Below are 12,493 nucleotides of genomic sequence, written 5' to 3' on the forward strand. Positions count from 1 at the left end.
GAGAGGTAACGGAGTGGCAGGCGTTTCGCTCAAAAAAGTGGTCAAGCGTTTCGGAGCTTACCAGATCATCCACGGCGCCGACCTTGAGGTCGCCGACGGCGAGTTCGTGGTGTTCGTCGGCCCGTCCGGCTGCGGAAAATCGACGCTGCTTAGGATGATCGCCGGGCTGGAGGAGGTGAGCGCCGGCGAGCTGATGATCGGCGGCCGGCTGGTCAACGACGTCGAGCCGGCCGAGCGCGGCGTGGCGATGGTGTTCCAGTCCTACGCGCTTTATCCGCACATGACGGTGGAGCAGAACCTCAGCTTCGGGCTGAGGATGACCGGCCACGACAAGGCCGACATCGCCCGGCGGGTGACGCGTACCGCCGGCATCCTGCGCATCGCCGAGCTCCTGCAGCGCAAGCCCCGCCAGCTCTCCGGCGGCCAGCGCCAGCGCGTCGCCATCGGCCGCGCCATCATGCGCGAGCCAAAACTGTTCCTCTTCGACGAGCCGCTCTCCAACCTCGACGCGGAGCTGCGCGTGCAGATGCGGGTGGAGCTTGCCCGGCTGCACCGGGAGCTCGGCGTCACCATGATCTACGTGACGCACGACCAGACCGAGGCGATGACGCTGGCCGACCGCATCGTGGTGCTGCGTGACGGCAACATCGAGCAGGTCGGCAGGCCGCTCGACCTCTACGACGACCCCGACAACCAGTTCGTCGCCGGCTTCGTCGGCTCGCCGAAGATGAATTTCATCCCGGCTCGTATCGTCGAGCGCGGCGAAAAGGGCGCCACGGTCGAGCTCGCCGGCGACCGGCCGACCCGCCTCAGGCAGCCGCTGACCGGGCCGGCGCCGGAGGCGGGCAGCAGCGTGGTCGTCGGCGTGCGGCCCGAGCATTTCGGCGAGGCCGGCAAGGGCGACGCCGACCTCAGCGTGGCCGTCGACATGGCCGAGCATCTGGGCGGCACGACATTCGTCTACGCCAGCATGGCCGGCAACCGCGAGCTCGTCATCCAGCGCGACGCGGAGCATCGCGCCGATGCCGGCGAAATCACCGTCTCGATCCGCAAATCCTACCTGTTCGACGAAAGCGGAAAACGCCTTCGCTGATCGAACTTGAGCCGGCGCACCAACAAGGCGCCGGCAGCCAAACGTCCCAGCTCCAAGGAGAATGACATGAATTCCGACAAGATCGTCCGCTGGGGCATCCTGGGGCCAGGGGGTATCGCCAAAGCCTTCGCCGGCGGCGTCGCCGGCTCGCGGACCGGCAGGCTGGTGGCTATCGCCACGCGCGACCCGGGCCGCGCCGGGCTCGCCGAGACTTTTCCGGGCGCGCGCATCCTTGGCGGGTACGAGGCGCTGCTCGCCGATCCGGAGATCGACGCGATCTACATCGCGACGCCGCATCCCTTCCACGCCGAATGGGCGATCAGGGCGGCCGAGGCCGGCAAGCATGTGCTGTGCGAAAAGCCGCTGGCGCTCACTGCCTTCGAGGCCGACGCGATGATGCACGCGGCGCGCAAGGCCGGCACCTTCCTCGGCGAGGCCTTCATGTACCGGCTGCACCCGCAGACGCAACGGATTGTCGAGCTTGTGAAATCCGGGGCAATCGGCGAGGTCCGGATGATCCGGTCGAGCTTCGGCTTCGCCATGCCTCGCTTCATGCCGGAGCACCGCCTCTACGCCAACGACCTCGCCGGCGGCGGCATTCTGGACGTCGGCGGCTATCCCGTGTCGATGGTGCGGCTGATCGCCGGGGCGGCCACGGGAAAGCCGTTTGCCGAGCCGGACAAGGTATTCGGCGCCGCGCATCTGGGGGAATCGGGCGTCGACGAATGGGCGTCGGCCGTGCTCGCCTTTCCCGGCGGCATCATCGCCGACGTGTCCTGCTCGATCTCGCTCGACCAGGACAACATGCTGCGCATCTTCGGCACGAAAGGCCGCATCGAGGTGCCCGATTTCTGGTTCGCCGGCGGCGACCGCGACGTCGGCCCGGGCCGGATCGAGGTGCTCCGGAACGGCGAGCGCGAGGTCATCGAACTCGGCGAGACGCACCACCTCTATTCCTTCGAGGTGGACGCCGCCGGCGAAGCGATCCTGGCGGGCCGCCAGGAACTCGCCTGGCCCGGCATGGACTGGGCCGACAGCCTCGGCACGCTGCGCGTGCTCGACAAATGGCGCGCCGCAAGCGGACTGGAATACGCCATCGAGAAGGCGGACCGGCGCGTCGCCACCATCGCCGGCCGGCCGCTCCGGCGCGACGGCAAGACCATCCCGAAGCGCAGCATTCCCGGCCTCGCCCGCCTGGCCTCCGTGCTTGCGCTCGGCTTCGAGGATTTCCGTACCTTCTCCTCAGGCTCCATCCTGCTCGACGCCTTCTTCGAGGCCGGCGGCAATTTGTTCGACACCGCCTACGTCTATGGCGGCGGCAGCGGCGGCTACACGGAAAAGCTCCTCGGCGAATGGCTGAAGAGCCGCGGCGTGCGCGAAGAGGCGGTCGTCATCGGCAAGGGCGCGCACACGCCGTTCTGCTATCCCGACATGATCGGCAAGCAGCTCGACCAGTCGCTGCAGCGACTCGGGACCGACCACGTCGACGTCTATTTCATGCATCGCGACAATCTCGACGTGCCGGTGGGCGAGTTCGTCGATGCCATGGACCGCGAGGTCAAGGCCGGCCGCATCCGCGGGCCGTTCGGCGGTTCCAACTGGACCATGGCGCGCATGGACGAGGCGATCGCCTATGCCGAACGGACCGGCAAGCAGAAGCCCGGCGCGCTTTCCAACCATTTCTCGCTGGCCGAGATGCTGACGCCGATCTGGACCGGCTGCGTCACCGCCTCCAGCGACGACTGGAAGGACTGGCTGGTCGCCCGCCAGATGCCGAACTTCGCCTGGTCGAGCCAGGGGCGCGGCTTCTTCACCGAAAAGGCCGGACGCGACAGGCGCGACAACGAGGAACTGGTGCGGGTCTGGTATTCGGAGCGGAATTTCGGCCGCCGCGACCGCGCCGTCGAACTGGCGGAAAGGCTGGGAAAGAGCCCGATCCACGTCGCGCTCGCCTACGCACTGGCGCAGCCCTTCCCGTCGGTGCCGCTGATCGGCCCGCGCACGCTAGCCGAGCTGGACGACAGCCTCAACGCGCTGGATATCGCTCTCTCGCCGGAGGATGTCGCCTGGCTGGAAGGGAGCCGGACCGGGTCATGAGTCCGCGTGGCTCGGCCAGGACGGATCGAGGCGAGAACGAGCGGTTGCCGCACCGCCGCCGTCTTTCATCCGCGAGGCAACCGCTTGGCCATGAAGACTGAAGTCTCCGGCAGCCCGTCGCCCGCAAGAGCCGCGTAGCCGAGCCGTTCGTAGAAGCGGAGCGCATTGCGGTTGGCGGGGTGGACGTCGAGGAACAGCCCGGTTGATCCGGCCGCCGCCAGGCGCTCTTCCAAAAACGCCATGCATCTTCTGCCGATCCCGCTTCCGCGCGCCTGCGGCAACAGATCGATGTGGCCGTGCGACGGAAAAGCGGCAAGCGGCGGCGGTATGTCGAGGTGCGGGTGATGGACCATCCGCCGCGCCCAGTGGCTGCCGTGCCACAGCGTCGGATCGGGGCCGGGATCGACGACGCGAGCCCGTAGCGCTGGATACCATTCCACCGCCAGCCGGGCGTTGAAGGTCCGCGTGTCGCGCGCGCCGAACAGGTAGCCGGCGACGCCCTCGCTACCCTCGACCACGAAGGCGAGCTCCGGCTCGAAAACCTGATACGGCACGGCATAGATGAGGCCCATCAGCTCCGGGTCGTCTTCCCGATCCGTTGCATCCTGCCCGGCGGCGCCGGTCTTCAGGCACACCATGCAGAGCGCCGGATGGTCGCCGGCCGTCGCGTGCCGCAGGATAAAGCCGTTTCCGAGATCGAGGACCATGGCTTGCGGTCAAGGCGGCAGGATGCGGAAATCCTTGCCTTCGGGCAGCAACTGGCCGCCGTCGACGACGATCGTGGTGCCGGTGATGTAGTCGGCGTCGTCGGAGGCGAGGAAAAGGAAGGCGTTGGCGACGTCGCGCGGCGTCCCCAAGCGGCCGAGCGGGATCGAGTCCTCCATGCTCCTGATGAATTCGGCGCCGCGATGCATCCGGATCGCTTCCGTCATGATGTTGCCGGGCTCGACGCCGTTCACGGTGATGCCGTAGCCGGAGAATTCGAGGGCGGCCGAGCGGATGAAGCCGCTGATGCCCGCCTTGCTGGCGGAATAATGGCCGTGGCCGGGACTGGTGACGTGCGGCCCGGTGATCGACGAGGTGAACAGCATGCGGCCGGCGCGCTGCCCCTTCATAGGCACGAGCGCGGCGCGCGCGGCGTTGAAGGTGCCGCGCAGGTTAACCGCCATGACGCGGTCCCAGTCGTCCGGGCTGGTGCTCTCGATCAGTTGCCAGGGATAGATGCCGGCGTTCTGAACGACGATGTCGAGCCGGCCATGCCTCTCGACCGCGAGCGCCACCGCCGCCTCGGCATCGGCCATTTGCGAGACGTCGCAGCGGATGAAGACGGCGCCCAGCTCCGCCGCCGTGCCCTGCCCCGCCTCCGCCTCCGTGTCGGCCAGCACCAGCCTCGCCCCCTCCTCGGCGAAACGCTGGGCGATACCCTTGCCGATGCCGCGCGCCGCGCCGAAGATCAGCGCGACCTTGTCCTGGATCCGTCCGGTCATTTGTTCGTCCTCAGGCGAGTTTCTGGCGGATGGTCTGCTTCAGCGTGTCGAGCAGCACGGCGGCCAGCACCAGCAGGCCGTGGATCACCTGCGTGAAATTGGCCGGCAGCCCCATGAGATTGATCGCGGTGTTGATCGAGGACAGCAGCAGCACGCCGGCATAGACGCCGGACAGCGAGCCGACGCCGCCCTTCAGGCTGACGCCGCCGATCACCACCGCGGCGAAGGCGTTGAACAGCAGGCCGACGCCCAGATTGGCGGTGGCGCCCGAGGTGCGGACGGCAAGCAGCCAGCCGGCCAGCCCGGCGATCGCGCCGGCCAGCACGAAGGCGATGATCAGGTTGCGGGTGACCCTGATACCGGCTCGGAAGGTCGCCGTCTCGTTGCCGCCGATCATGACGAGATGCCGCCCGAACGGCGTCTTCGCCATGATCAGCGAAAAGACAACGAAGCAGGCAATCGCGATCCAGGCCGTCAGCGGCAGACCAAGAATCCGCTGGATGCCGAACCAGCGGATCGCCGGCGCCAGATCCTGCGCCGAGCGGCCGCCCGACACAGCCACCACGAGGCCGCGCACCCAGATGTAGGCGGCGAGCGTGATGATGAAGGCGTTCATCCTCACCTTGACGATGAGGACGCCGTTGAGCAGCCCGACCGCGCCGCCGACGGCGACGGCGACCAGGATCGACACCGGCACCATCAGCCATTCCGGCCGGAGCTGGAGGCCCATGCCGATGCCGGCCGAGCAGAACAGTATCCCGACGGCCATGGCGCCGAGCGCGGCGACGGATTCCACCGACAGGTCCATGTGGCCGGTGATGATCACCAGCGCCAGGCCGATCGACATGACGCCGAGTACGCTGGAGGCCTCGATGATGTTGGCGAAGATGCCGAGCTGGAAATAGTTCGGGACGAAGATCGAGAAGATCGCCAGCACGAAAAGCAGCATGAACCAGACGAGATTGTCCAGGACGAACTCGAGGATCTTTCGGGTGCGTGGGGTCATGTATGGGCTAAAGGTTGTTCCAATCGAATCAGGCGCCCCCTCCACCACGCTTCGCGTGGTCCCCCTCCCCCGTAAACGGGGGAGGATCCGCGCCCGTAACGGTCGCGGCCTTGGATCCTCCCCTGCGAGGCGGGAGAGGGGGACCGCCGCAGGCGGTGGAGGGGGCGAGTGAAGGTGCCGATCAAAGTCTGACGTTCACTCCACCGCCTTCACCGTGTCCGAAGGCGGCTTCATGTTGCCCCAGAAGGCCGGGTTGTCGACGTTCGATTTGTCGATCGCCGCACCCGGCAGGCGGATGTTGGGGCCCCAGCTCTCGACGGTGAGCGTACCCTTCAGCCCGATCACGTCATACTCGCCGGCCTTGATCTCCTGCTTGTTCACGACCTTGTCCATGAACATGGCCACCGCCGCGGCCTGCGCGTAGAGCGGCTGCTCGACCTCGACGTTCAGCCAGCCTTTGCGGATCAGGTCGAGACCGACCGGCGCGCCGTTCGAGCTCATCATCATGACGTCGCCGGGCTTCTTGCCGGCGGCCTCGAGCGAAGCGACGGCGGCGACCGACAGATGCGCGGCGTGGTTGAAGATCAGGTCGATGTCGGGGTTTGCGACGAGCTGGTCGGCGACGATCGTGCCGGCGTTGCTGGCCTCCCACTGCATGGCCGGATGCGAGATGATGGTCACCTCCGGGAACGCCTTCATCTTCTCCTCGAACCCCTTCTGGATGTCGAGCGTGTAGGGATCGCCGGGGTCGCCGAGCACCTGCAGGACCTTGCCCTTGACCGAGCCGTGCTTCTCCTTGAGCAGCTTCTCGGCCTGCTCGGCGGCGACGTAGCCGATCTCGACCGTGCCGGCGACGGAGGTGAAGTCGGATGGCGTCGAGGTGATCTGCCGGTCGAACTCGACCACCGGGATGCCGGCGGCGCGCGCCGCCTCGATCGACGGCTTCAGCGCATTGAAGTCGACCGCGGCGAGGATGATCGCCGCCGGCTTCAGCGCGATGACGTCGTTCATCTGGCTCTGCTGGGCATCCGTCTTGTTGTCGGCGTTGAGCGTCTTCACGTCGTAGCCGACCTGCTTCAGGAACATCTCCAGCGCGCCGACGGAGCCCGTCTGGAACTCGTCCAGCAAGGTCGGGACCATGTAGTAGACGGTGCCCTTCGACTGCGCCCAGGCCGGCGTCAGCATGGCGATCGCCAATGCCAGGACGCCGAGGGCGGACATCAATGTTCGTCTCATGTCGTTCTCTCCTCTTGTGCCGGACCCCTCTTCTGCCCCTGTGCTGCCGGACCGGCGCCGGCAAGCACTTCCCCGGTGATCATGGCGACCACCGCATCGGGGCTGGTTTTATCGGTTGGCACGTCGCCGGCCACGACACCCTGGCGGATCACCACGATCCGGTCGGCGACCTGGAAGGCCTGCTGCATGATGTGGGTGATGATGACGACGCCGATGCCCTGGCGCGCCACCTGGCGGATCATCTCGAGGCCGCGCCGCGTCTGCTCGACGCCGAGCGCGGCGAACGGCTCGTCCAGGAGCACGAGCTTGCCGCCCCAGTGGACGAAGCGGTTGAGCTCGATCGCCTGGCGCTGGCCGCCCGACAGATGCTCGACCTTGGTGCGCAGCGACGGGATGCGCGTGCCGGCATTGGCGAGCGCCTTTCCGACCACAGCCTCCATGGCCTTCTCGTCGAGCACGGGCACGCCCAGCACCCTGCGCGTGATCTCGCGGCCCATGAAGAAATTGGCGACGACGTCGACATTGGTGCAGAGCGACAGGTCCTGGTAGACAGTCTCGATGCCCGCCGCCTTGGCTTCGGCCGGCGTCTTCGCCAGAAACTCCTTGCCCTCGAAGAGCATGCGGCCCGACGTAGGCTCCAGGCCGCCGGAGATGATCTTCACCAAGGTCGATTTTCCGGCGCCGTTGTCGCCGAGCAGGGCGACCACCTCCCCCTTGGCGATGGAGAAGCTGACGCCTCTCAGCGCTTCGATGGCACCGTATTTCTTGGTGATGTCTTCCAGGACCAGCAGGGGCTCGCTCATGCCGCCATACCCTTTCCCTCGGAGCCGCTGTGTCCGCTCTCGTGCTCGGCGGCGAACATTTTTCCGAAGCGCGGCGACAGCACGCCCGATACGACCAGCGCGGCCGCTCCGCGCAGCACCGACTGCTGTCCGCCAAGGGCGACGATCAGGCGCGGCGTCACCCTGTCGCGACGCGCCGACACCGAATTGGGTAGCTCCTTGCCGAGTTCCGCCAGCCTTTCGAGAAGTTCGGGCGGCGCCAGGCCGCCGAGGATGACGGTCTGCGGGTCGTAGAGGTTTTCGATGGTGCTGATGGCGTTGCGGAAGATCGGCGCCACGCTGCGCAGCCAGTCCGTTTCGCCGGCGCCGCTTCGGCCAAGCGCCTCCAGCGATACGTAGCGCTCCAGGCAGCCGCGATTGCCGCAAGGGCACGGCTCGCCGTCCGGCACCACCGGGATGTGGCCGATCTCGCCGGCATTGCCCCAGGCGCCGCGCAGTACCGCGCCGTCATGCACCAGGGCGCCGCCGAGGCCAACGCCGAAATAGAGATAGTAATAGTCCGAGAATTTCGTGCCGTAGCCGTAGAGCTGCTCGCCGAGCGCGGCGGTCGCCATGTCGGTGTCGAGGAAGGCAGGCAATCCCGTCGCCTCGGCCAGCCGGTCCCGGAGGGCCACGTTTTCCCAGCCCGCCATGGTGGTCGGGCCGACGAAACTCATGGTTTCCACGCCGAACGGACCGGGCAGCGCCATGCCGACGCCGAGAACGCGGCCGCCCGGCCTCGACCGGGTCAGGTCGCGCACCATGACGCGGATCAGCTCGAAGGCGCGGTCGGGCGACACGCCCGGCGCGGCGCGGCGGGTATTTTCGACGACGTTGCCACCAAGATCGATCAGCGCGGCATCGATGCCGAGCGGAGTGAGATGGATGCCGACGGCGTAGCCGCCCGCGGCGTTGATGCGCAATGTCGCCGGAGGCAGTCCCCGCCCCTTCGGTTCGTCGCGCCCGGACAGGACGAAACCCTGCTCCTCGAGCTCGCGGACGATGGTGGAGACGGTCTGGACGGTAAGGCCGACGCCCCGGGCAATGTCGGCGCGGGTAGTCGGGCCGTGCAGGCGGATCGATTCCAGAACGATCCGCCGGTTGTACGGTCGTCCGGATTCCTGATTGGTACCCCGCAGCGCCATCCCGTGCGCCCTCCCGACACGGGCAGAGTTGCACCGTGGTTCGTTTTTGTCAAACGGTTTTCAAAAATCAGAAAGGCACGCCGCTGGCTGGGAAATGGCCTGCAAAATTTCATGTGCCGGTCGCGCCGCCGATCCATGGAGCGGCAGCGCGCCGCCGCGATGACGGCGCTCGATGAGCCAGGGGCAGAGAATGCCGCGTCGATGATCCCCCCGCGCGAGAATGGAGATGAACGTCCAGCCGGACGACGAAAGGACGAGGAATGAACCAGTCGCGGCCAATCAGCCGAAGATCGAGCGGATGGTGCCCCCGTCGGCCCGGTGGGTCACCCCGTTCATGGCCGGATTGGTGGCGAGCTGGATGACGCCGCGGCCGTGCAGCATCGGGTCGATCAGCTTCTGCGTCAGGTTGGAGGGCTGCACCTCCTTGTAGAAGTCGCGCAGCGTCTCCTCCACCGATTTTCCCTGCTGGCGGGCAAGGTCGGCGAAATAGGTCTCGACCGACTCCGTTGCCGTGGTTCCCGGCATGTAGCTGTTGACGCGCACCGCGGTGCCGCGCGTCAGCTCTGCCAGCGACCGGCCGAGCCCCAGCATCGCCGTCTTGGTCACCGAATAGGGCACCATGTTGCCGATGGAGCGGATCGCCGCCTCCGACGAGATGAAGACGATGCTGCCCTCGTCGCGCGCCAGCATGTCCTTCATGACGAGGCGCGTGATGCGCACGGCGGTCATGATGTTGTGCTGAAAATACTCGATCCAGCGCTCGTCGCCGACCTCGAAGAAGTCGTTGACGTCGAAGATGCCGATGTTGTTGACGAGGAAGGAGACCGGCCCGAGGCGCGCCGCATGGCTGGCCAACGCTTCGGCTCCCTCCGCGGTCAGCAAGTCGGCGACGACGCCGTGGGCGCGCGGGCCGATCGCCGCGGCGGCCGCCTCGATGCGCTCCTTCGAGCGGCCGTTGATGACGACGGTGGCCCCCTCGTCGTGAAACGTCCTGGCGATGGCGTGACCGATGCCGGTGCCGCCGCCGGTCACGATCGCGATCTTGTCCGTGACGCCGAAATCCATTCCGTCCCTCCCTGCGATGTGTGTTGCGAGGCAGCATGCCTCATCGCAGCGGGCTTGCGATAGCCCGGGCTTCGCTCGACCCTGCGAATTTTGTCCGCGCCGCGTCCCGTCGCTACAGCGGACGGCGGCGATGATGGTCGGTGACGGACTGGAAGGCGCGGGCCGCCGACAGCAGCACCGCCTCGGCAAGGCGCGGCGCGACGAGCTGCACCGACAGCGGCATGCCGTCGGCCTCGAACCCGCCGGGAAAGGTGATGGTGGGATTGCCCGACATCGCGAACGGGCAGGTGAAGCGGTGGATGCCGTAGATGGTGTCGTCGTCGATCGTCAGCATGCGCTGCCGTGTCGGGATGGCGAAGGCGATGGCCGGCATGGCGACGAAATCGACCGTCCGCAAAGTTCGTTGAAGCTGCCCGGCAAATATGGCCCGGCGCTTCTGCACGCGCTGCAGGTCGACCGCCTTAAGGCCGAGCCCGAGATCGAGCAGCGCCGCGAGCGAGCGCGAATACCGCCCGGCCAGCGACGGATAGGTCGCCTCGTGCGCCAGGGCGGCCTGCGCGGCGCAGATCTCGAACCAGTCCCAGATGACCTGCTCCGCCGGCGGCAGGCTGATCTCCCGCACCGTGGCGCCCAGCGACCGGAATGTGACCAGCGCGGCCTCGACAGCCCGCACCACCGGCTGCTCGACGCGGTCGCTCATCCAGGAAGGATCGACGCCGACGACCACGCCCGCAAGTTCGGGCGGCTGCGCGGAGAAGTCGGGCACCGGCTCGATCAGCGAGGTCGGGTCGAGCGTGTCTACTCCCGCGATAACCTGGAGCAGGCAGGCCACGTCGGCGGCCGAACGCGCCATCGGCCCGATGGCGTCGAGATCGCCGGCGAGCTCGAACGCGCCGTGGCGGCTCACCCGGCCCCAGGTCGGCCGCAACCCGGTGACGCCGTTGGCCGCTGAAGGAAGGCGGATCGAGCCGCCGGTGTCGGAAGCGATCGATCCGAAGCACAGCCCGGCCGCCGTGGCGACGGCGCTGCCGCCGGACGAGGCGCCGGCCCAGCGATCCGCATTCCAGGGATTGATGGGTGCGCCGTACGGTTCCAGATATTCGCCGTAGACCCCTTCGGCGACGTTGAGCTTTCCGAGGATCACCGCGCCGGCTTCATCGAGACGCCGCACGACGGTCGCGTCCTCGGTGGCGACATGGTCGCGGCGCATCGGCATGCCCGCCGTGGTGGGCGCGCCGGCTATGTCGAGGATGTCCTTGACGGCGATAGGCACGCCGTGCAGCGGACCGAGCAGGCGCCCCGCGGCCCTCGCCCTGTCGGCCGCTTGGGCGGCCGCCAGCGCCCGATCGGCCAGCACGGTGATGTAGGCGTTGCAGCGCCCGTCCATCGCCGCGATGCGCGAGAGGCAGGCCTCGGCAAGATCCCGCGCCCGGATGTCGCCGTCGCGCAGCAGCGCGGCGACATCCGTCAGGTCGCTGAAATGCAGCTCCGCCGTGAGATTCATGCCGGCCGGTGCCCGCCCGGGGGACGAGGCTATTTCGCCTCGGGGAATGCGGCGATCGAATAGGCGCGCTTGTCGTCCGCCACCCAGCTGTCGATGTTTTCGGAGGTGAACAGCTTCGAGGCGACGACGATCGGCTTCTGCTCGGCCGTGGGGTTGGCGATCGCCTCGTCCATGGCACGCGCCAGGGCGAAGCCGGTCGCTGGGGCATCGGGATCCCAGGTGCCGGTCAGCCGCCCCTCGCGCACCGCGGCGATGGCATCGGCATCGCCGTTGATGCCGAACACCATGACCCCGTCCGTCTTGCCCGCCGCGTAGACCGACTTGCCGGCGGCGATCACCGAAGCGGAGATGCCGAGCGCGCTGGAATCATTGTAGGCCCAGAAGACCTGCACGTCGGGAAAGCGGATCAGCTCGTCGGACGCCAGGGTGGCCGCGTTGGCGGTGGAATCCTTGGTGTTGTCGACGCGGTCGATCACTTCGAGCCCGGCAGCCTTTGCGGCTTCCGTGAAGCATTTGGCGTTGGCCATGATCGACTCCACGGGCGGGCCGCCGAACACGATCACCTTGGCGGCGGGAAGCCGCTCGGCGATCCATGCCGCCTGCTTCTCGTATGGCCCGCCGGGATTGCAGGTGTTGACCTCCCACCAGACAGTGTTGGTGACGCCCTGCCCGACCGAGTTCACGCCGATGACCGGGACGCCCTGGGCACGGGCGAGCTCATAGGCGCCGCCGACGGCGTTGGCATCGAGCGACCAGGAGCCGATCGCCTTGGCACCCAGCGTCAGCAGCGTGTCGACATGCGAGACCTGCCTGTCGGCGGAGAGGTTGGCATCGAGAACGCGATGTTGCCAGCCCTTCTCGGTCGCCGCCGCGCCGATGGCGGTGTTGATCAATTGCTGGCCGGGCTGGCTGGCGATCGGTGAGATGTAGCCGATGAGCGTGTCCTCGGCCTGCGCGGCGCAGGCCGTAGCATAGAGCGCGACCAGCGCGCCAAATCCGATCCTGATCTTTCCCATGATCTTCCCCTGTTCCTTGTTTT

Annotated in this window: 11 protein-coding genes; 2 read left to right on the plus strand and 9 right to left on the minus strand. The window is 67.5% G+C overall.

The window, feature by feature from the left end; all coding sequences use genetic code 11:
* Window positions 1-13: 13 nt before the first annotated feature.
* Together C7I84_RS04815 and C7I84_RS04820 are read left to right on the plus strand one after the other, a co-directional pair.
* Window positions 14-1,093, plus strand: a complete 1,080-nt coding sequence (locus C7I84_RS04815) for an ABC transporter ATP-binding protein (RefSeq protein ID WP_106771026.1) — start codon at window positions 14-16, stop codon at window positions 1,091-1,093.
* A gap of 66 nt (window positions 1,094-1,159) precedes the next feature.
* A complete protein-coding gene (locus C7I84_RS04820; protein ID WP_106771027.1) occupies window positions 1,160-3,190 on the plus strand; it encodes an aldo/keto reductase in 2,031 nt (676 codons plus the stop codon).
* Window positions 3,191-3,255: 65 nt separating this feature from the next.
* On the opposite strand, the gene C7I84_RS04825 is transcribed toward C7I84_RS04820, so the two are convergent.
* From C7I84_RS04825 to C7I84_RS04865, 9 genes are all read right to left on the minus strand, one after another.
* Complete coding sequence (locus C7I84_RS04825) at window positions 3,256-3,897, minus strand: GNAT family N-acetyltransferase (protein WP_106771028.1); 642 nt, start codon at window positions 3,895-3,897, stop codon at window positions 3,256-3,258.
* A gap of 9 nt (window positions 3,898-3,906) precedes the next feature.
* Window positions 3,907-4,677 carry an SDR family NAD(P)-dependent oxidoreductase gene (locus C7I84_RS04830; protein ID WP_106771029.1) on the minus strand — a complete coding sequence of 257 codons (771 nt, stop codon included), beginning with the start codon at window positions 4,675-4,677 and terminating at the stop codon, window positions 3,907-3,909.
* A 10-nt stretch (window positions 4,678-4,687) separates the two neighbouring features.
* Entirely contained in the window at window positions 4,688-5,683 is a 996-nt protein-coding gene (locus C7I84_RS04835) for an ABC transporter permease (protein WP_106771030.1), read from the minus strand.
* 195 nt (window positions 5,684-5,878) lie between these two features.
* A complete protein-coding gene (locus tag C7I84_RS04840) occupies window positions 5,879-6,919 on the minus strand; it encodes a sugar ABC transporter substrate-binding protein (protein ID WP_106771031.1) in 1,041 nt (346 codons plus the stop codon).
* Complete coding sequence (locus tag C7I84_RS04845) at window positions 6,916-7,722, minus strand: ATP-binding cassette domain-containing protein (RefSeq protein WP_106771032.1); 807 nt, start codon at window positions 7,720-7,722, stop codon at window positions 6,916-6,918. Before C7I84_RS04845 ends, C7I84_RS04840 begins: the two co-directional genes overlap by 4 nt.
* Window positions 7,719-8,885 carry an ROK family transcriptional regulator gene (locus C7I84_RS04850; protein ID WP_106771033.1) on the minus strand — a complete coding sequence of 389 codons (1,167 nt, stop codon included), beginning with the start codon at window positions 8,883-8,885 and terminating at the stop codon, window positions 7,719-7,721. The genes C7I84_RS04845 and C7I84_RS04850 overlap by 4 nt, the downstream gene beginning before the upstream one ends.
* Before the next feature lie 279 nt (window positions 8,886-9,164).
* A complete protein-coding gene (locus C7I84_RS04855) occupies window positions 9,165-9,950 on the minus strand; it encodes an SDR family NAD(P)-dependent oxidoreductase (protein ID WP_106771034.1) in 786 nt (261 codons plus the stop codon).
* A 112-nt stretch (window positions 9,951-10,062) separates the two neighbouring features.
* Window positions 10,063-11,454: an amidase gene (locus C7I84_RS04860; RefSeq protein ID WP_106771035.1), complete on the minus strand. Its 1,392-nt coding sequence runs from the start codon at window positions 11,452-11,454 to the stop codon at window positions 10,063-10,065.
* 29 nt (window positions 11,455-11,483) lie between these two features.
* The gene (locus C7I84_RS04865; protein WP_106771036.1) at window positions 11,484-12,470 is read right to left on the minus strand and encodes a sugar ABC transporter substrate-binding protein; all 987 of its coding nucleotides are present in this window, start codon (window positions 12,468-12,470) and stop codon (window positions 11,484-11,486) included.
* Window positions 12,471-12,493: the final 23 nt, after the last annotated feature.

This window comes from Kumtagia ephedrae (assembly GCF_003012745.1).
Lineage (GTDB): Bacteria > Pseudomonadota > Alphaproteobacteria > Rhizobiales > Rhizobiaceae > Kumtagia > Kumtagia ephedrae.